General features: G+C 67.3%; 17 protein-coding genes. 10 read left to right on the forward strand and 7 right to left on the reverse strand.

The window, feature by feature from the left end; all coding sequences use genetic code 11:
* Positions 1-331 precede the first annotated feature (331 nt).
* Positions 332-2635 carry an oxidoreductase gene (locus ABZX37_RS03640; RefSeq protein ID WP_354735645.1) on the reverse strand — a complete coding sequence of 768 codons (2304 nt, stop codon included), beginning with the start codon at positions 2633-2635 and terminating at the stop codon, positions 332-334.
* A gap of 281 nt (positions 2636-2916) precedes the next feature.
* On the opposite strand from ABZX37_RS03640, the gene ABZX37_RS03645 reads away from it, so the two are divergent.
* From ABZX37_RS03645 to ABZX37_RS03660, 4 genes are read left to right on the forward strand one after another with little or no spacing between them, the layout of a single operon-like run.
* The gene (locus ABZX37_RS03645) at positions 2917-3426 is read left to right on the forward strand and encodes a hypothetical protein (RefSeq protein ID WP_354735647.1); all 510 of its coding nucleotides are present in this window, start codon (positions 2917-2919) and stop codon (positions 3424-3426) included.
* Positions 3427-4032: a DUF3558 domain-containing protein gene (locus ABZX37_RS03650; protein WP_354735649.1), complete on the forward strand. Its 606-nt coding sequence runs from the start codon at positions 3427-3429 to the stop codon at positions 4030-4032.
* Between the two features lies 1 nt (position 4033).
* Positions 4034-5242 (forward strand): hypothetical protein, encoded by a 1209-nt coding sequence (locus ABZX37_RS03655; protein ID WP_354735651.1) that lies wholly within the window; start codon positions 4034-4036, stop codon positions 5240-5242.
* A 27-nt stretch (positions 5243-5269) separates the two neighbouring features.
* A complete protein-coding gene (locus tag ABZX37_RS03660; protein ID WP_354735653.1) occupies positions 5270-6013 on the forward strand; it encodes an ESX secretion-associated protein EspG in 744 nt (247 codons plus the stop codon).
* A gap of 34 nt (positions 6014-6047) precedes the next feature.
* On the opposite strand, the gene ABZX37_RS03665 is transcribed toward ABZX37_RS03660, so the two are convergent.
* The 3 genes from ABZX37_RS03665 to ABZX37_RS03675 are packed head-to-tail and all read right to left on the reverse strand — an operon-like array spanning position 6048 to position 8715.
* Complete coding sequence (locus ABZX37_RS03665; RefSeq protein ID WP_354735655.1) at positions 6048-6821, reverse strand: amino acid ABC transporter ATP-binding protein; 774 nt, start codon at positions 6819-6821, stop codon at positions 6048-6050.
* Positions 6818-7777, reverse strand: coding sequence for an amino acid ABC transporter permease (locus ABZX37_RS03670; protein ID WP_354735657.1), 960 nt, complete (start codon positions 7775-7777; stop codon positions 6818-6820). Before ABZX37_RS03670 ends, ABZX37_RS03665 begins: the two co-directional genes overlap by 4 nt.
* A gap of 23 nt (positions 7778-7800) precedes the next feature.
* Positions 7801-8715, reverse strand: a complete 915-nt coding sequence (locus ABZX37_RS03675; protein WP_354735659.1) for an ABC transporter substrate-binding protein — start codon at positions 8713-8715, stop codon at positions 7801-7803.
* 166 nt (positions 8716-8881) lie between these two features.
* Between ABZX37_RS03675 and ABZX37_RS03680 the strand changes: the two genes are divergently transcribed.
* Genes ABZX37_RS03680 through ABZX37_RS03690 form a run of 3 tightly spaced genes read left to right on the forward strand, consistent with a single transcriptional unit; the run spans position 8882 to position 12345 of the window.
* Positions 8882-10543, forward strand: coding sequence for a circularly permuted type 2 ATP-grasp protein (locus ABZX37_RS03680; protein ID WP_354735661.1), 1662 nt, complete (start codon positions 8882-8884; stop codon positions 10541-10543).
* 15 nt (positions 10544-10558) lie between these two features.
* The gene (locus tag ABZX37_RS03685) at positions 10559-11506 is read left to right on the forward strand and encodes an alpha-E domain-containing protein (protein WP_354736189.1); all 948 of its coding nucleotides are present in this window, start codon (positions 10559-10561) and stop codon (positions 11504-11506) included.
* Complete coding sequence (locus ABZX37_RS03690; RefSeq protein WP_182892903.1) at positions 11503-12345, forward strand: transglutaminase family protein; 843 nt, start codon at positions 11503-11505, stop codon at positions 12343-12345. Before ABZX37_RS03685 ends, ABZX37_RS03690 begins: the two co-directional genes overlap by 4 nt.
* Here the strand turns inward: ABZX37_RS03690 and ABZX37_RS03695 are convergent, their stop codons facing one another.
* Positions 12346-13326 (reverse strand): iron chelate uptake ABC transporter family permease subunit, encoded by a 981-nt coding sequence (locus tag ABZX37_RS03695; RefSeq protein WP_354735663.1) that lies wholly within the window; start codon positions 13324-13326, stop codon positions 12346-12348. It lies immediately after the preceding gene.
* The gene (locus ABZX37_RS03700; protein WP_354735665.1) at positions 13323-14339 is read right to left on the reverse strand and encodes an iron chelate uptake ABC transporter family permease subunit; all 1017 of its coding nucleotides are present in this window, start codon (positions 14337-14339) and stop codon (positions 13323-13325) included. Before ABZX37_RS03700 ends, ABZX37_RS03695 begins: the two co-directional genes overlap by 4 nt.
* Before the next feature lie 62 nt (positions 14340-14401).
* Between ABZX37_RS03700 and ABZX37_RS03705 the strand changes: the two genes are divergently transcribed.
* Positions 14402-15415, forward strand: a complete 1014-nt coding sequence (locus ABZX37_RS03705) for an ABC transporter substrate-binding protein (RefSeq protein WP_354735667.1) — start codon at positions 14402-14404, stop codon at positions 15413-15415.
* Between the two features lie 94 nt (positions 15416-15509).
* Here ABZX37_RS03705 and ABZX37_RS03710 read toward each other — a convergent pair whose 3' ends face one another.
* Complete coding sequence (locus ABZX37_RS03710) at positions 15510-16931, reverse strand: M20/M25/M40 family metallo-hydrolase (protein WP_354735669.1); 1422 nt, start codon at positions 16929-16931, stop codon at positions 15510-15512.
* A 361-nt stretch (positions 16932-17292) separates the two neighbouring features.
* Here ABZX37_RS03710 and pdhA point away from each other — a divergent pair, with 361 nt between their 5' ends.
* Together pdhA and ABZX37_RS03720 are read left to right on the forward strand one after the other, a co-directional pair.
* Positions 17293-18498 carry a pyruvate dehydrogenase (acetyl-transferring) E1 component subunit alpha gene (gene pdhA, locus ABZX37_RS03715; protein WP_354735671.1) on the forward strand — a complete coding sequence of 402 codons (1206 nt, stop codon included), beginning with the start codon at positions 17293-17295 and terminating at the stop codon, positions 18496-18498.
* Positions 18498-19490, forward strand: coding sequence for an alpha-ketoacid dehydrogenase subunit beta (locus tag ABZX37_RS03720; protein ID WP_344282824.1), 993 nt, complete (start codon positions 18498-18500; stop codon positions 19488-19490). The genes pdhA and ABZX37_RS03720 overlap by 1 nt, the downstream gene beginning before the upstream one ends.
* The last annotated feature ends 12 nt before the right edge of the window (positions 19491-19502 follow it).

Raw genomic sequence — 19502 nt, forward strand, 5'->3', positions numbered from 1 at the left:
TGATCGCCTTGGCCCCGCGAGTGATCGGCCGCTTCGGACCGAAGCTGCCGATCGTCGCCGGACTGCTGGTGCTGGGGGCCGTGCACGCTGCTCCCCGACCCGCCGACGCGATCCCGCCGTTCGGGTCAAGTCGGCGTCGGACCTGGTCTGACCCAAACCGGCCAAAGACCACCACCCAACCCGACCCGAACGCGGGATCGCGTCGGCGTCTGGCGGGAGCGGCGTGCACGGCCCCCCGGGCCGGGTGCGTCGTTCCCGCCAGACGCCGACTTAAAGGCGATCCCGCCGCGCCGGCGGAGCCGGCGCCAAAGACACAGCCGGCGCCAAAAACTCAAGACTCCCGGCGCAGCATCCGGCTGACGCCCGCCGCGACGGTGGTCGCGAGGATCCAGCCGGACGCGGTGAACCCGGCCGCGACCCAGTTGTCCGCGCCGTGCATGTACCAGCGCGACTTGTTGCCGAAGTCGACGATCGGCACCAGCAGGTCGGCGGTGTAGATGACCGGATTCCACTGCAGCCCGGAGTCTTGCTGGTTGACGAGGCAGCGCGGTCCGCTGGTCATGTAGCGGCCGGTGTGGTCGTTGACGCAGTCGTCCTTGCCGAGGCCGAACCACAGGCTGCCGAGCACTAGGAGCGTGAGCAGCCAGCCGAGCGCGCGCACCGGGCGGAAGCCGTAGCCGACCATCGACCGTTGGAGCCAGCTCCACAACCGGACGCCGGGGCCGAAGAACTTGAAGCCCTTGGCGAGTGCTTCGTAGCGGAACTGCTGCTTCCGCAGGGCGACCGTCGAGGCGTGCTCTTCGTTCCCGGCTGCGCGCAGGGTCGCGGCCAGCTGGTCGTACGGTCCGGGGCGGTAACCGCGCATTGCCTTGCGGAGCAGGTCGATCCGGTGGTCCAGCGCGTTGTCGTCGTCGAGGGCGATGCCGTGTTTCAGTGCGTCGTAACGGAAGTCTTCGAGTTCGAGACCGTCGGTGGCCTTCCAGATCTCCTCGTTGTCGGCCAGCGCGCCGCAATGCGCCCGGCGCAGGCGCACCGATCCCGTCGGCGGTTCGGCAGGAGACAGGACGAACTCGTCCGCGGTGACGTCACTGGCGTCGAGCGCGATGTCATGCGGGGCAAGGGATCCCAGCTTCGCGCCGTTCATGTCGAGCCTTCGCGCGATCTGCGCGCCGTCGAGGTTCACACCGCCTTCGGCCAGAAATGGACGGTCCTTGTCCTCGGTCAGTACGACGTCGCGGCCGATCCGCGCGGTCCGGATGTCGAGGGAGAAACTGCTCGATTTCCGTTGCCCCGGCTCGGTGAGCAGCGTGCCGAACATGTTCACACTGCCGCCGATTTCCGCTCCTTGCAGCCTCAGGGTGCCCTGCAGGGTGGCGTCGGTCAGCTGGAAATTCCCGGAGATTTTGGCTCTCCGCGCGGAAAACACGTCTCGCCCGGGGTGGAGGAACATCGAATTCCAAGCGAGAAAGTTGCCCCCGACCGTGACGTCCGCGAGCCTCAACTGCCCGATCGGGACCCGGAGGTTGGTCGCCTCGATGTCGCCGCCGATCGTCGACCCGTCGAGGTGCAGCGCGCGGTCGTAATACGGCGTCGCACGGCCGCGCACCATGGTGATCTCCGCGCCCGCGAGCCTGAGCGACCCGCCGATGCGCGCATTGACCATGCGCAATGTGCCGAACGCCCGGAGCCCGTCGGACAACTCGAGATTGCCGTCCACCTTCAACCGATCCGCGACCAACGCCGGTCGCGGATCGAGGTACGGATCTCCGGATTTCCAAGCGTCCACAGCGATCGGCCCGCGCTGGTCGACTTGAAGCCGCGCCTCGCGCATGACGATGTCACTGTCCACAGTGGCGCTGGGCAGGTAGAGAACACCCTTGGCAGAGAACCGTTTCCGCTCGCTGGCAGGCCCGTAGTTGTCGACCTCGCACAGCAGGCTGCCGCCGATGTGCAACCCGTTCCCGTTGAACGCGAAGCCGTCCGGATTGTCGAACGTGGCCCCCGAGAAGTTGACGTTACCGCCGGTCCGCATGCCCGGCAGCCGCACCTCGCCCTTGGCGACCATCCGATATGCCAGCAGCGCACCGGTGATCACCAGCCGGTCGCCCTGGATCGCTTTGCCGTGCGGATGGCTGATCGTGGTCCTGGTGAGCACGACGGACCCGTCGATCACCGCGTCGGTGAGGTTGACCGCCGCATTGGGCATCCCGCGCTCACGATCGTCCCCGCGCTGCACGGTCGTGGTCTCGAGCTCGAATTGATCCGCCGCGATTTCCACGACACTGCGAACCAGCCGCACGTCATTCCGGCTGCGCAAATTGCGTGCTCGCAGTCCGGGAAGCCAGCATTTGCGGAATACGAGCCCGAGAAGCGTCGCCTCCCGCACGTCCGGCGGATGCTCGAAGCGGCAGCGTTCGAATTGGAAAAGGAAATTGAGATCGGCGGCGCGCAGGTCGAACGTGCCGGTGATGTAAGCGTCCTCGACCTGGACGATCGGCGCGTTCGTGGCCTGCCGTCTCCAGCGGAGGATGCCACTGGTGCCAGGTTTGAGCAGGTCCGCGGCCTTCACCTCGTACCGTTTGTCGGGAACCCCGGCAAACGGATCAAGCGGCGGCAAGGTCGTATCGGTCGGCACGAGCCCCTTCTCCCCACGATCGTCGGCCCTCAGGGAATCGGATCAACGGCGGATGAGCAAGGGGCCGGGTGGAGTAGTGCGTGTTCGTCCTGGCGATTGGTCACTTTGCGCGCGCGGACGACTACATGATCGATTCACGACGCACGGCCCCGCCCCGGGACGATCTTGCCCGAACGTCCCTCCTGGGCGGTTCGTGCCTGCTAAGGTCACTTCCCGGAGCTGACCAGGAACAGAGGGTAGGCCGCACCCGAGAAGCCGCGGCCCGTGCGGGGAGGCACGACATGCCAGACGGAACGAACAGCGGGCTGCAGGGCGTCCAGAACCAGATCATCTCGACGGCCCCGACCGCGCCGCCGCCCGGATCCGGGTTGATCCCGGGGGCCAACGCGGCCGCGCCGCCGCCTCCACCACCGCCGAATTTCGGAGCGCTGGGTTCGGGTCAGGCCAAGGCGGACTTCGCGGCGGCCGCGTCCAACGGCGGCTGGGAATTCAACCCCGAGGCGATGGACAAGGTGATCCAGCAGCTCGAGGACAGCTTGGACAACGAGTACGCGCGGGCCCGGACCATCGCGATTCAGTTCGCGCAGCTCGGCCAGCCGGGTTCGGACACCGTCACGACGGAGTACTCGAAGGCGGCGGACCGCGCCACCACCGCGTACAACGAATTTCTTCGCGGAACGGTCGATTACCTCGATTCTTATGTCCAAACCCTGAAAGATATCCGAACCGCGTACGTGAAGCAGGACCATGCCGCGATCGACGCGCTGCGCGGAACCCGAAAGGTCGACTGAATGCGAATTCGTAGCGTCTGCCAACTCGTACTCGCCGGCGCGAGCGCGACACTGCTGACCGCTTGCGGAGGGGGCTCGACCGGAGGGCAGCCGACGCCGGAGCCAGCCAGTTCGCAGCCTTCGGAGGGCATGCTGGCCCCGAAGGTCGCCGTGCCGCTGACCAACACCGCCCAGTACGAGGCAGATCCTTGCTCCGCTCTCCCGACTTCTGAGGTGGAAAAGGCGGGCGGCAAGGTCAAAAGCAGCTCTGTCGCTCAATCGATCGTCGGCAAATCCTGCCAGTGGACGTTCGACGGAAGCGGCGGCAACGTGAGCGCTGGCTTCTTCTCGGGCAACAAGCGCGGCCTCAACAGCCTCTACCTGGAGAACCAAGCAGGCAGGCTGACCACCTTCAAGCCGCACGCGCCGGTGCTCGGCTATCCGTCGGTCGTCTACAGCAAGGGCGACGAGGGGACCGGATCGTGCGCGCTGGCGGTGGGGGTGCGCGACGACCTCACCTACACCGTCAACACCCAGCTGCGGTCGGGAAGCCCTGCGGTCGCCGACCCGTGCGGGCTGGCGGAGAAGCTGGCTGCCGCCGAAATCACTCGCCTGAAGGCAGGGTGACGTGGCGCTCACCGGTCATGACATCTACAACCAGATCCACAGCCCGGGCGACACGACGGGCCTGGACGCGATGGGCGGCGGCTGCGGCGACCTCAAATCCATCCACAACGAGGTAGCCAACAAGCTCACCGAAAGCCAGGCGGCGCTCAACTCGTTCTGGAAAGGGCAGGCCGCCGAGACCGGCAAGGCCGGGCTCGCGCCGTTGATCGCGACTTCGCACCTGGCCGCGGAAAAGATGGACTCGATGCAGAAGTCCATCGCGGAGCAGTCGGCAGCGTTCAACTACGTGAAGAACGCTGTTGTCCCAGTCGCGCCGAGCAGGCCTGACGATCAGAAGCTCACGGACTACGTTTCGCTCGGAGCGAGCGACGACGAGATCGCCGCCGCGGAGTTCGACGACAAGACCAAGAAGAACGTCGAGGCGTACGGCCAGTACCAGCTGAGCACCGATCCGCGAACCCAGACGATGCCGATGGACTATCCGGCCGCGCACGATCCGAACGTGTCCTCGGGTGGCATCACCCCGGACCAGCCGGCGCCTGGGACGAGTGGGCGGGTTGGCTCGGGTGCTGGCCACCATTCGTCCGGCGGCGGACCGTCGCACAATTACAGCAGTGGGCCCAGCACCTACTCGGCCCCTCCCGGGGCGGCGGGCATGCCAGTACCTCCGCCACCCGGCCATGGCGGGCCCGTGGCTCCGCCCGTGTCGCCGCCGAATGACAGCACCAGGGCGGCTTGGGCCGACCCGACGATCCCTCCGCCGCAGACTTGGCAGCCGCCGTCCTCGTTGCCGGGTGGCGGGAATCCCGGGATCGGTGGGGCGAACGGCGGTTTCGGTCCGGTCACTGGGTTCGGCGGTGGTTTCGGGCCCACTAGCGGCGGTGGCGGCGGGTTCGGTCCGGGCGGCTCCGGATCTGGTTCCGGTGGTGCGGGCAGCCCAGGCGGTGCCGGACCACGAGGTGTCGGTGGCGGCACCGGCGCGGGAGCGCTTGGTGAGAGCGCGGGCCGTGCTGCCATGGGTGGCGGTGCGGGCGCGGCTGGTGCGAAGGGTCAGCCGGGAATGGGCGGCATGGGTGGCGGCGGCAAGGGCGGGAAAGGCCCGGAGGACGAAGAGCACCAGCGCAAGATCCTGCTCGCCGAAGAGGACCCGGACTCGATTTTCGGGGGTTATGACGGCAATCGGCCTACGCCGCCGGTTATCGGGGCTTAGCGGAATGGTCAGGGGGAGGGAAAGTCGGTGCTGCGCAAGCCCGTTGAGCTGAGCCTGCAGACCTTCGAGGTACTGCTGGAGCGGCTGAATCTCGGCGACATCCACCCGACGCTGGTCCGCGGCGCGCTTTGGTACTCGCCGGACGAGCGGCGGCAGTTGGCTGCTGACACGGATCGCGAGCTGCACAATTCCGGTCTGCTGCAACGCGGACGTCTTAGCGACGAGTTCGTCGAGACGATGCATTTGCTGCAGCGGCCGGGAATCGAGTACTACTCGTGGGTTAAATCGGAGCGCGGCGAACGGACCGTGCGCGCGGCGGCGAGCGGCCGGGACGCGGCGACTGTTGTTGCGGTGAACCAGAAGTTGTACATCGCGCCGTGTTCAGCGGATACGGTGGTTCGCGAGTTCATCGCGTTGCTGCCTGAGGCTGCGGCCGCGCGGGTGCTTTCGCTTAACTGTTCCGACGAGGACCTGAATCTGGTCAAGAGCGGCGGCCAACCGTCTGGGCGGACTAGTCCGAGCATTCGGGACGCTAAGCAGGTGCTGCAATGGCTTGACAAGCCGCATACGTACTTCGGGCGGTTGTACGTCGCGGTTCGGGACAGTCGGGGGAAGCGGCGGCGTAATGAGAATCCGCCGGGGTGGGCGGATATGGCGGAGGGGCGGATCCTGTTCGGGGTAGACAAGTCCGGGTGGGTCAGCTTGGCCGGGGCTGGGCCGCAGGAGATGGCGAAGAAACTGCAGCAGCTCGAGAACGAGCTGCGAAAGTGAAAGGCCGCCCGGAGAATCTCCGGGCGGCCTCAACTCAAGCGTTCGGGTTCAGAACCCGGGCCAAGAACGCCTTGGTCCGTTCATGCTTCGGATCACCGATAACCTCATCCGGAGCACCGGACTCGACAACAACGCCGCCGTCCATGAAGAAGACCTTGTCGGCTACCTCGCGGGCGAACTGCATTTCGTGGGTCACCACGACCATCGTCATGCCGTCCTTCGCCAGTTGGCGCATGACGCCCAGGACGTCGCCCACCAGCTCCGGGTCCAAAGCGGACGTTGGCTCGTCGAAGAGCATCAGTTTCGGTTGCATGGCCAGCGCTCGCGCGATCGCGACGCGCTGTTGCTGGCCACCGGAAAGCTGACCGGGATAAGACCGAGCCTTGTCCGCCAGGCCGACGCGGTCCAGCAGTTCCAGAGCCCGTTCCCGGACCTGGCCCTTCGGCTCGCGGCGGACCTGGACCGGGGCCTCCATGACGTTTTCCAGCGCCGTCATGTGCGGGAACAGGTTGAACCGCTGGAACACCATGCCGATGTTCTTGCGCTGCGCCGCGATTTCCTTGTCCCGCAGCTCGTGCAAGCGACCGCCGCGTTCGCGGTAGCCGACCAGTACGCCGTCGACATACAACCGGCCCGCGTCGATTTTCTCCAGGTGGTTGATGCAGCGCAGCAAAGTGGACTTGCCGGAACCGGACGGGCCGATCAGGCAGAGCACCTCTCGGTCGTGCACTTCCAGGTCGATGCCCTTCAGCACGTCGAGCGAGCCGAAGCTCTTGCATACCTTTTGCGCGGAAACGACAGGAGTCACTGCGCCGCACCCCCGGATCCGCTGCCACCGCGACCGAAGCGGTAGCCCAGCATTCGCGCTCCCCACTTGTTCTTCTGCGCGGTCGCCCTTGAAGTGCCGCGGGCGAAATACCGCTCGATGTAATACTGCACGACCGTCAGCACCGACGTCATGAACAGGTACCACGTCGCCGCGACGATCAGCAGCGGGACGGTCTTGTAGTTCTGCGAATAAATCGTCTGTGCCGACACGAACAGCTCGAAGTATCCGATGACGACCACCAGCGAAGTGGTCTTCAACATCGAGATGGTCTCGTTGCCGGTGGGCGGGATGATCACCCGCATCGCCTGCGGCAGGATGATCCGGCGCAAGGTCTTGCCCCGGCTCATGCCCAGCGCGGACGACGCTTCCAGCTGACCGCCGTCGACGGACTGGAGACCGCCGCGGACGATTTCCGCCATGTAGGCCGCCTCGTTCAGGCCGAGGCCCAGCAACGAGGCGACGAACTGGTTGATCAGCGTGTTCGTGTCCCAGCTGATGAAGGTCGGCCCGAACGGGATGCCGAGTCCGATCTTCGGGTACGCCAGCGCCAGGAAGTTCCAGATCACCAGCTGAGCGATCAACGGCGTGCCGCGGAACAGCCAGATGTAGATCGACGCCGCGCCCGACATCAGCAGGTTCGGCGACAGTCGCATCACCGCGAGCAATACGCCGCCGAAAATGCCGATGAGCATCGAGAGCACCGTGAGCAGCAACGTGTTCCGCAGGCCGTTGAGTATCCGGCCGTCGAAGAGGTACTCGCCGACGACCGGCCACTGCAACGCGGAATTCGTGACCACGCTGCGGATCACGATGAACGCGACGAACACGATGATCACGCCGGCGATCCAGCGTCCGTAATGCCGGACCGGGACCGCCTTGATCGGGGTGGTGTCGACCTCCTGCCAGGAATCGGCGGGGCCGGGGGGAGTGGACACGAGTAACTAAGTCCTCAGTTTCGTCAGGAAGCGGACGGGTTGATCTCCGACTTGGTGATGGCACCGGAACCCGACAAGCCCCACTTGTCCAGGATCTTCTTGTAGATTCCGCTGTCGATCAGCTTCTGCACGGCGCCCTGCACGGCCTTGCCGAATTCGCCGCTGCCCTTCGGCAGCACGATCCCGTACGGCGCGGTGTCGTACGGCGCGCCCGCGGACTCCAGCTGGCCGCCGGTCTGCTTCACCGCGTAGTCGATGACCGGCGAGTCGGCCAGTTCGGCCTGCACGCGCTTCGCGGTCAGCGCCAGGTTCACGTCGGTCTGCGCCTGGAACTGGGTGATGTTGATGGCCTGCTTGCCCGCCTTGGTGCACGCGGTGTTGCGCTTGCCGAGGTCGTCGACCTGCGTGGTGCCCTTCTGCACGGCGACATTCTTACCGCACAGGTCGTCCACCGAGATTTTGTCCGGATTTCCCTTGAGCACCGCGAGCGAGGTGCCCGCGCTGTAGTACGAGATCATGTCGACGGTCTGCATCCGCTCGGCATTGATCGTGAACGACGAGATGCCCATTTCGTACTTCTTCGCCGAAATACCGGGAATGATGCCGTCGAACGCCGAGTTCTGGAACTCCGTCTGCACGCCGAGCACCTGGCCGACCGCGGTGGCGATGTCGACGTCGAACCCGGTCGCCTTGCCGTTGTCGACGAATTCGTTCGGCGGGTAGGTCTGGTCCTGCCCGATCACGATCTTGCCGTCGGCTTTGATGTCGGCGGGCACGAGCCCGGCCAGCGCCGCGTCCTTCTGCGCGGTCGGCGCGCTCTCGCCGCCGCCGGGGGCCTGGCTGGCTCCCGAATCACCGCCGGCCCCGTTTCCGCCCGCACCGCACGCCATCGTCATGCCGACGAGCGCGAAGGCTGGGAGAAGGGCGAGTGCCTTCATTTGCTGTCCTCGGGCCACTTCGTCACTCCTCGTAGTTCTCAAGGGCTGAGAGCTGGCATATTGCCACTCGTAAGCGGGTATGCACAGCACTGATGCGTCACGGGGAAGTTTCGCACAAGACTTGCCGGAAGACGGGTGTCGCGGCCGCCGCGCACGGTAAGTCAGGATGTCCTCCATGAACGCCAACCCCGGTCCCCGGCTGCCGCCAGCCGGGCGACGTGCGCGAACGGTGAAAGGCCGCCGCGCGGCCAGGCCCGGCGCGCAGTTCGACGGATACCTCGCCCCGGAGCGGCCGCACGCCGGCGCGTACGACGAGATGTTCGCGCCCGACGGCATGGTCCGCGGCCCTTACCGGGCGCTGTACGGCTCGATCGCCGCGCTCGACGCCGGCGATCTCACCAACCGCTCGCAGGCGCTCGATCGGGCGATGGTGGACCAGGGGATCACGTTCTCGCTGTCGGGCCAGGAGCGGCCGTTTCCGCTCGACCTCGTGCCCCGCGTCATCCAGGCGACCGAATGGTCCCGGCTCGAGCGCGGTGTGACACAGCGTGTCCGGGCACTGGAGGCGTTCCTCGCCGACGTCTACGGCGACCGGCAGATCCTCCGCGACGGCGTGCTGCCGCGCAGGCTGATCACCTCGTGCGAGCACTTTCACCGCGAGGCGTACGGGATCAAACCTCCCAACGGAGTGCGGATCCACGTCTCCGGAGTCGACCTCGTCCGCGACGAGGAGGGCACATTTCGTGTCCTGGAGGACAATCTCCGCAACCCGTCCGGCGTGTCGTACGTGATGGAGAACCGGCGCACGATGGCGCGCGTGTTCCCGGACCTGTTCGCGCGGCATCGGGTCCGTCCCGTCGGTGACTACGCGTCACATCTGCTTCGCGCGCTGCGAGCGGCGGCCGCGCCGAACGTCGCGGATCCGATGGTCGTCGTGCTCACCCCGGGCGTGTACAACTCGGCCTACTTCGAGCATTCGCTGCTGGCCCGGCTGATGGGCGTGGAACTGGTCGAGGGTCGCGACATGTTCTGCCGCGACAACGTGGTCTACCTGCGCACCACCGAGGGCGAGCGCCAGGTCGACGTGATCTACCGGCGGATCGACGACGAGTTCCTCGACCCGGTGCACCACCGGCCGGACTCGGTGCTCGGCGTCGCCGGCATCCTCAACGCCGCCCGCGCGGGCAACGTGGTGGTGGCGAACGCGGTCGGCAACGGCGTCGGCGACGACAAGCTCGTCTACACCTACGTGCCGGAAATGGTGCGCTACTACCTGAACGAGAAACCGATTCTGCCCAATGTGGACACTTTCCGCTGCTGGCTGCCCGACGAGTTCGACCACGTCCTGCAGCACGCCGACGAATTGGTGATCAAACCCGTCGAAGGCTCCGGCGGGTACGGCATCGTTTTCGGGCCGGACGCGTCCAAAAAGGAGCTCGACGCGGTGCGCCGCAAGGTGCGCGCGAACCGGCGCGGCTGGATCGCGCAGCCGGTGGTGCAGCTGTCCACGGTTCCGTCCAAGGTGGACGATCGGCTCGCGCCGCGGCACGTCGACCTGCGGCCGTTCGCGGTCAACGACGGCAAGGAAATCTTCGTGCTGCCCGGCGGGCTCACCCGGGTCGCGCTGCCCGAGGGCAGCCTGGTGGTGAACTCTTCGCAGGGCGGCGGATCGAAGGACACCTGGGTGCTCGCGTCGCGGTCCTCGACGTCGGAGCAGGAACTGGACCGTCCCGCGCTCGGCGACGTGTCCGTTGTGGACGGTGTCGCCGCGGAACAGGGTCCGGAGCTCTCCACGTCGCAGCAGCAACAACAGCAACAGCAGAGCTGAGGGAGGGAAATCATGATGCTGGCCCGCAACGCGGAGTCGCTGTACTGGATCGGCCGTTACGTCGAACGCGCCGACGACACCTCCCGCATCCTGAACGTCTCGGTGCATCAGCTGCTGGAAGACGCGAGCGTCGACCCGGACCACGTCAGCCGTCAGCTGCTCGCCGTGCTCGGCATCCCGTTCGACGCGGGTGACGCGCTCGACGTGTGGAAGCTGACCGAATTGGTCGCCTACGCGAAGGACAATCCGTCGTCCATCGTCGGTTCGATCAACTCCGCGCGCGAGAACACGCGCGGCGCGCGCGAGGTGGTGTCGACCGAACTGTGGGAATGCCTGAACGCCACCTGGAACGCGGTGCCCGACCGGCAACGGTACGCCCGCCGCGCCGGGCCGCACGCCTTTCTGTCCTTTGTAGAGGAACGGGCCGCGATGTTCGCCGGGCTCGCCGATTCCACGATGAGCCGCGACGACGGCTGGCTGTTCCTGGTGCTCGGCCGGTCGGTCGAACGCGCGGACATGGTGGTGCGGCTGCGGCTTTCGCGAGTTTCGGACCGGGCGTCGTCGCCGGGATGGATGACGGTGCTTCGCTCGGCAGGCGCGCAAGACACGTACCTACGCACGAATCGTGGCGCGCTTGACGCCGCGCGCGTGGTGCAATTCCTGCTCAGGGACACCCTGTTCCCGCGTTCGGTCTTCCACGCCCTGCGCCAGGCGGAGGATTGCCTGCGGCAGCTGGATCCCGGAATCAACGCGCGGGGCAACGAAAAAACCGAGGCCGTCCGGCTGCTCGGCCGCGCCCGCAGCGAGCTCGAATTCCTCCACCCGGCGGCACTGCTGGACGACCTGCCGCGACGGCTGCGCGGGCTGCAGGAAGCGATCAAGGAAATCGGGGAAGCGGTGTCCATGCAGTACTTCCACACGTCGCCGTGGGTGGCGTGGAGCGGTGCGGAGGTGTCTCTGTGACCTGGCAATTGCGGGTGACGCACCGGACCGGCTACCGGTACGCGACGCCGGCCACCCAGTCGTACAACGAAGCCCGGCTCACCCCGCGTTCGGACCGGCGGCAGACCACCTTGGCCACGCGCATCGAAACCTCCCCGGCCACGCGTGCCTATCGCTACACCGATTACTGGGGCACCGACGTCACGTCGTTCGACTTGCACGCGCCGCACACCGAGTTCACCGTGCTCGCGACGTCCGTGGTGGAGACGGCGGACGAAGCGGAACCGGTGCGCTCGGCGACGTGGAAGGACCTGCAGAGCGAGACCGTCCGCGATCAGCGCACGGAGTATTTGACGCCGACGCCGTACACGCCGAATGATCAAGAACTGTCCAAACAGGCCCGTGCGCTGCGCAAAGGTCTGGACCCGGCGGACGCGGTGCTCGCGATCTGCGGCTGGGTGAACGAGCAGTTGAAATACCAGCCCGGAACCACCGGCGTACACAGCACGGCGACCGATTCGTGGCGAGCGCGCGAGGGCGTGTGCCAGGACTTCGCGCACGTCACGCTGGTGATGCTGCGGGCGATCGGCATTCCGGCGCGGTATTGCTCGGGGTATCTGCACACCAAGCCGGAGGCCAAACTCGGCGAAAAGGTGGAGGGCGAGAGCCACGCCTGGGTCGACGTCTGGACCGGCGGTTGGTGGGCGCACGATCCGACGAACGCGATCCCGGTCGGGCCGCGGCACGTGTGGGTCGCGACCGGCCGGGATTACGCGGATGTCGCTCCGTTGAAGGGGATCTTCACCGGGGCTAGCCAGTCCACTTTGGATGTTTCGGTGGAACTGACCAGGATGGCTTAGTCACGCGGTCTGGCGGCGACGGGAAACCGCCAGCAGCCACAACAGGTACCCGCCGCCCAGCGCGGCCGCGACCACGCCTACCGGCAACAGCGAAGCGTCCAGAACCCGCTGGCCCACGAAGTCCGCCGCCAGCACCAGCACCGCACCCATCGCCGCGGAGGCGATCAGGTTCGGGCCCGGGCGACGGGTCAGGCGGCGAGCGAGTTGTGGCGCGGCCAGTGCGACGAACGGAATCGGCCCAGTCGCGGCGGTCGCGGCAGCGGCGAGCGCGACCGCCGCCAGCAGCACCACCGCACGCACACGCGGCACCGCGACACCGACTGCGACAGCGGCGTCATCGCCCATTTCCAGCATTCGCAACGCGGGCTGGTGCACGAAGATGAACGGCGACAGCACCAGAACAGCCAGGCACAACGGAATGAAGTAGTTCCAGTCGCGACCCGCGAGGTCGCCGGTCAGCCAGCCGACGGCCTGTGCCGCGGCTTCGAGTTTCGCTTGCACCAGCAGATAACCGTTCACCCCGGCCAGCACGGCGCTCACCGCGATGCCCAGCAGCACCAGCCGTGAGCTGAGCAAACCGTGCGGGGCGCACAGCGCGGTGACCAGCAACGCGGTGAGCAGGCCGCCCACGACCGCGCCGACGGAGACCAGGCCCGGACCGGTGCCGAACAGCAGGATCATCATAATCCCGCCGGTCGCCGAGCCGGTGGTGAAGCCGATGATGTCCGGGCTGCCGAGCGGATTCCGCGTCACCGTCTGGAAAACCGAGCCCGCCAGTGCGAGCGCGATGCCGACAAAGATCGCCACCAACGCGCGCGGCAAGCGACCGGTGACCACCAGGTACTGCGCCTTCGTGCCGGATCCGGCGAGCGTCTGCAGGACTTCCATCGGCGTCATCTCGTAATCGCCGGTGCCCACGGCGAGCACCAGAAGCACTGCCGCCACCAGGGTCAGCAATCCGACGACCACCCACGTCCTCATCGCCGCACCGCCTTCAGCCGCCGCGCCACGATCACGAAGGCGACGCCGCCGATCACGTCCGTCATCACGCCCACCTGGATTTCGCCGTTACCGCCGAGCAGCCGGCCGAGCACGTCGCAGCCGAGCAGCAACACCGGACCGAGCAGCGCGGACAACGGCAGCACCCACCGTTCGTCCTGGCCGACCAGCGCGCGGACGACGTGCGGGATCATCAACCCGACGAAGGCAATCGGGCCACACGCGGCGGTCGCCGTCGCGGAGAGCAGGCCGACGGCGATCATGCCTGCCGCGCGGGTCAGCGCCGGGTTCGCGCCGAGGCCGCGTGCGCTGTCGTCGCCGAGCGCGATCGCGTTGAGCGGCCGGGCGAGCACGCCCGCGATCACCAATGCGGCCAGGAAAAACGGCAGCAGCCCGGCGAGACTGTCGAGATTCCGGTTCACCAGCGAGCCGACGAGCCAGTACCGCATCTGGTCGAGGCTGTGCGTGTTGATCATCTGCATGCCCTGGTTGATCCCGACGAACACGGCCTGCACCGCGACGCCCGCGAGCACCAGCCGCAGCGGGCTCACCGAGCCGCCGATCACCGTGACCAGCACCGTTCCGGCCAGCGCGCCGAAGAAGGCGAACCACACCAGTTGCTCCGGCGAAGACACCGAGAACACCGCGCCGCCCAGGACGATCGCGACCGCCGCGCCGTGGTTGATGCCGAGCAGGCCGGGGTCGGCGACCGGGTTGCGGGTGATCGCCTGCAGCAACGCTCCGGCGAGCCCCAGCCCGACGCCGACGGCCAAGCCCAGCAACGTCCGAGGGAGCCGGTCGTCGCGGATCACGACGTCCTCGAAGGTGCCGCTGTAGGAGAACAGCGCGTGCCAGACGCTGCCGAGCGGCAACCGGTTGGAGCCGAAGGCGATGGACAGCACCACCACCGCGACGAGTGCGACGAGCGCCGCGACCAGGACTGTCGCGCGGACGCCCCAGCGCCGGGATGTGACGCGCTCCCCAAGCAGGACCATGGCGTTCACCCTAAGGCAAGGCTAACCTCAGGCGGTACCTCACCCGATCCTCCGGAGTTCCGATGACCATCTCACCGGCGCGGCTGTCCCGCCGCGGCTTCCTCGCGGGCACCGCCGCCGCGGGCACCCTCGGCTTGCTGAGCGCCTGCGGGTACAAAGACGACCAGCCGGCGGCGGGCGACGGCGCGAACTGGTCCTTCACCGACGACCGCGGCCGCAAGCTCTCCGGCGAGCGTCCGCAGCGCATCGTCGCACAGGTGACCGCCGCGGCCGCGCTCTGGGACTTCGGCGTGAAATCGGTGGGCATCTTCGGCCCGTCGAAGCTCCCGGACGGCAAGACCGATCCGCAGGCGGGCGGCGTCGACCTGAAGTCGGTGACCTCGCTCGGCAACGTGTGGAACGAGTTCAACTTCGACAAGTTCGTCTCGTTGAACCCGCAGCTGCTGGTCAGTGTGATCTACCTGAAGCAGCAGATGTGGTACGTGCCGGACACGATGGCGGACAAGGTCGACAAGGCCGCGCCGAGTGTCGGCATCGGACTGCAGGACATCGCGATGCCGCAGGGGATCGCGAAGTTCGAGGCGCTGGCGAAGGCGCTCGGCGCGAACGTCGCGACGCCGGAAATCCAGCAGGCCAAGGAGAAGTACGAGGCCGCGGACGCCAAGCTCGCCGAGGCGGTCAAGAAGACGGCCGGGCTCAAGGTGCTGCTGCTGTCGGCGCAGAAGGACACGACGTACGTCGCCAACCCGGCGAAGTTCGCGACCTCGAAGCACTACCAGGACAAGGGGATGCAGTTCGTCCTGCCGGAGAAGCCCGACGAAAGCCAGGGCGGCTACTACGAGCAGGTGAGCTGGGAGAACGTCGGCAAATACGCGGCCGACGTGATCATGTACGACTCGCGCGGCGGCTCGCTGTCGCTCGGCCCGGACGGGCTCGGCGGGGTCCCGACCTGGCAGCAGCTGCCCGCGGTGAAGGCGGGCAAGCTGATCCCGTGGAACAACGAGACGCCGTTCTCGTACCAGCGGTTCGCGCCCGAGCAGACCCGGATCGCCGACGCGCTGGCCAAGCTCGCCTGAAGCACCCCAATGCCACATTGGGTGCATGCAACGCACCCAATGTGGCATTCGGTGCGTGAGATGCACCCAATGCCACATTGGGGCGTTCGCCGGGTCAGCTGCGGGCGTGCGCGTCCAGCAGGTGCGCGACCGCTTCGGTGACCTGCTGGGCGTAGTCCAGGTTCAGCCACTCGTCGGGCACGTGGATGTTGGAATCCGCCCCGCACGCACCGGTGACCAGGAACTGCGCCTCCGGGTACTTCTCGCCGAGCAGGCCCATGAACGGGATCGACCCGCCCATGCCCGCCGCGCGGTGCGGACGGCCGAACACCTCGTCGTCGACCCGGCGCAACGCGTCGGTGAGCCACGCGGCTTCCTCCGGCGCGTTCCAGCCGTTCTCCGCCTGCTGGTCCTCGGCAATGGTGACCTTCGCGCCGTACGGAACGTCCGTGGTCAGCACCCGCTTGATCGCCGCCAGCGCGTCGTCCGCGACCGCCGTGGGCGGCAAGCGGAAGCTGAGCGTGAGCGTGGTGCTCTGCCGCAGCACGTTGCCCGCCTCGGCGGGCAGCGGAAGCCCTTCGCCGCCGATGATCGACAGCGTCGGCCGCCAGTAGTTGTTCAGCAGCAGCTCAAGCGCGTCCTCGGACACCGTCTTTCCGCCGCTCACCAACGGGAACGCGGTGTGCAGCGCTTCCGGGGCCACCTCCGCGACCGCCTCGATCTCGGCGCGGCGGCTGGCCGGCACCTCGACGTTCAGCTCGGACAGCTTGATCTCGCCGGTTTCCGCGTTCTCGATCCGCTCCAGCAGCTGCCGCAGCACGCGGAACGAGCTCGCGACGACACCGCTGGCCAGGCCGGAGTGCTGCGCGGTGGCGAGCAACTGGACGTTGACCGTCAGGTGCACCATGCCGCGCAGGCTCGTGGTGAGCCACAGTCGCTCGTAGTCCATGCCGCCCGCGTCGAGGCAGACAACCAGGCTGACTTCACCGAGCCGTGCACTCAGGTGCTCCAGGTAAGCGGGCAGGTCCGGGCTGCCGGATTCTTCGCCGGTTTCCAGCAGCAGCGCGATGCGCGCGTGCTCGCCGCCAGCGGCATGTACTGCTTCCAGCGCGGCACTGGCCGCGTACCCGGAGTAGCCGTCGTCGACCGAACCGCGACCGTAAAGGCGACCGTCGCGGATGACCGGCGTCCACGGGTCGAGGCCTTCGGACCAGCCGCCGACCGGGGGCTGCTTGTCGAGGTGGCCGTACATCAGGACGGTGCCCTTGTTCGTCGCGCCCGGGGTGGCCGGAACGTCGACGAACAGCAGCGGAGAACGGCCTTCCAGCTCGATGACCTCGATCCGCGCGCCCGGCAGGTCGCGCCCTTCGAGGTAGGCCTTGACGTGCTGGACGGCGGCGGCGAGATGCCCGGTCGACGCCCAGTCCGCGTCGAACGCCGGGGACAGCGCGGGGATCGCGACCAGACCGGACAGGCTCGGCGTGACGTCGTTGATCCACGTCGAGACCACGGATTCGCGTACGGATTTTTGTTCCACAGCGCCATCTTGCCACGGTGACCGACGTCACCGGCACGAGTGAACGTCGTGAGTGCCGATCACGGTTCCCACCGGGACAGCCACACACGAGGGCAGGTGGGACGCGGGATGGCCGACCGACCATCGCCTCTCCCATACTCGGGCTTCCAAACGTTTTCCCTGTTCAGCGAGGTTTTCTCAGCAACAAATCAGCAACTGCCGCTCTCCATCGGAGCAATTCTCGTGCCAGGATGTGGCCACGAACCGTCAACGCCGACGATGACCGGAGCACCTCGGACCCGAGGCGCCGGTCCCCGCCGGTGCAGTCGCTGTGGCCGCCACAAGCGGCCGTCAGAGGCGCCGACACCGAGGAGAACAGCTCATGCCGTCCGAACAGTGGACGCACCCGGAACCTGGAGACGGGCCGGCCGCCGTAGCGGCCCAGCCTTCCCCTGAACAGGTGATCGCCGGTTTGCGAGCGACAAGCGAAGGTGGCGCTGAGCTCACTCAGCTGCTCACCCCCGAGGGCCAGCGGATCCCGTCCGAGCGGTTCGACCGCTACGTCGCGGACGTGGACGACGAAACGCTGAAGAACCTCTACCGCGACATGGTGCTGGTACGCCGCGCGGACCGCGAGGCCAACGCGATGCAGCGCCAGGGGCAGCTGGGCATCTGGGTGCCGCTGCTCGGCCAGGAAGCCGCGCAGGTCGGATCAGGTCGCGCGCTGCAGCCGCGCGACATGGCTTTCCCGAGCTACCGCGAGCACGGCGTCGCCTACACCCGCGGCGTCGACATGCGCGACCTGATCGGGATTTTCCGCTGCACCGACCACAGCGGCTGGGACTACCGGGCGCACGGGTTCCACCCGTACACCATCGTCATCGGCAACCAGGTGCTCAACGCGGCTGGTTATGCGATGGGCCAGAAGTTCGAGGGCAAGGTCGGCGACGAGGGTGGCGAGGCCACCATTTGCTACTTCGGTGACGGCGCGACTTCGCAGGGCGACGTGCACGAAGGTTTCGTCTGGGCCGCGGTGTACGACGCGCCGCTGGTCTTCTTCTGCCAGAACAACCAGTGGGCGATTTCCGAGCCGACCGAACGCCAGTCGCGGCTGCCGCTGTACCAGCGCGCCCGCGGCTACGGCTTCCCCGGCATCCGCGTGGACGGCAATGACGTTCTCGCCTGCCTCGCCGTCACCCGGTGGGCGCTGGAGGAGTGCCGCCACGGCAACGGCCCGGTGCTGATCGAGGCGTTCACCTACCGGATGGACGCGCACACCACCACCGACGACCCCACCCGCTACCGGCTCTCGGACGAGCTGGAGGAGTGGAAGCTCAAGGACCCGATCGAGCGCGTGCGCGCGTTCCTGGCCCGCAACGGGCACGCCGACCAGGCGTTCTTCGACAGCGTCCAGGCCGAGGCGGACCAGTTCGCCGCCGAGCTGCGCGACTACACGTTCAACATGCCCGAGCCGCCGCCGGACCGGGTGTTTTCCCAGGTGTACGCGGAGCCTTCGCCGGTGCTGGAAGCGCAGCGCGAGGAGTATCTGTCCTATCTCGACGGTTTCGCCGCGGCGGGTGAGCACTGATGACTGACTTGCAGAAGCTCACGATCGGCAAAGCGCTCAATCTCGGTCTCCGCCGGGCGATGGAGGAGGACCCGAAGGTCCTGATTATGGGGGAGGACGTCGGCAAGCTCGGCGGCGTCTTCCGGATCACCGACGGACTGCAGAAGGACTTCGGCGAGCAGCGCGTGCTGGACACGCCGCTCGCCGAATCGGGCATCATCGGCACCGCGGTCGGCCTCGCCGTGCGCGGTTTCCGGCCGGTGTGCGAGATCCAGTTCGAAGGCTTCATCTTCCCCGGCTTCGACCAGATCTCCTCGCAGCTGGCGAAACTGCACTACCGCACGCAGGGCAAGGTCAAGATGCCCGTCGTGATCCGGGTGCCGTTCGGCGGCGGGATCGGCGCGGTGGAGCACCACTCGGAATCGCCGGAATCGCTGTTCTCGCACATCGCCGGCCTCAAGGTGGTGTCGATTTCGAACGCCGTGGACGCCTACTGGGGCATCCAGGAGGCGATCCGCTCGGACGACCCGATCCTCTTCTTCGAGCCCAAGAAGCTGTACCACTCGGGCGCTTTGAAGATGGAGGTCGACACCTCGACGGCACCGTCGCGGGTGTTCGCGTCGCAGGTGGTGCGCGAGGGCACGGACGCCACGGTCGTCGCGTACGGCCCGTCGGTGAAGGTGGCGCTCGACGCCGCCACGGCCGCCGAAGCCGAGGGCAAGTCGCTGGAGGTCATCGACCTGCGCACGCTCTCGCCGCTCGACCTCGGACCGGTCTTCGAATCGGTCCGCAAGACCGGACGGCTCATCGCGGTCAGCGAAGCGCCGTCGGAATCCTCGCTGACCTCGGAAATCGCGGCCCGCGTTCAGCAGGAATGCTTCTACTCCCTTGAGTCCCCCGTCCTGCGCGTGACCGGATTCGACACGCCGTACCCGCCTGCGAAGCTCGAGGAGCACTACCTCCCCGACCTCGACCGGGTCCTGCACGCTGTCGACCGATCTCTCGCCTGGTAAGGGGGTTGCATC

The organism is Amycolatopsis sp. NPDC004079 (genome assembly GCF_040610415.1).
GTDB classification, from domain to species: Bacteria; Actinomycetota; Actinomycetes; order Mycobacteriales; family Pseudonocardiaceae; genus Amycolatopsis; species Amycolatopsis halotolerans.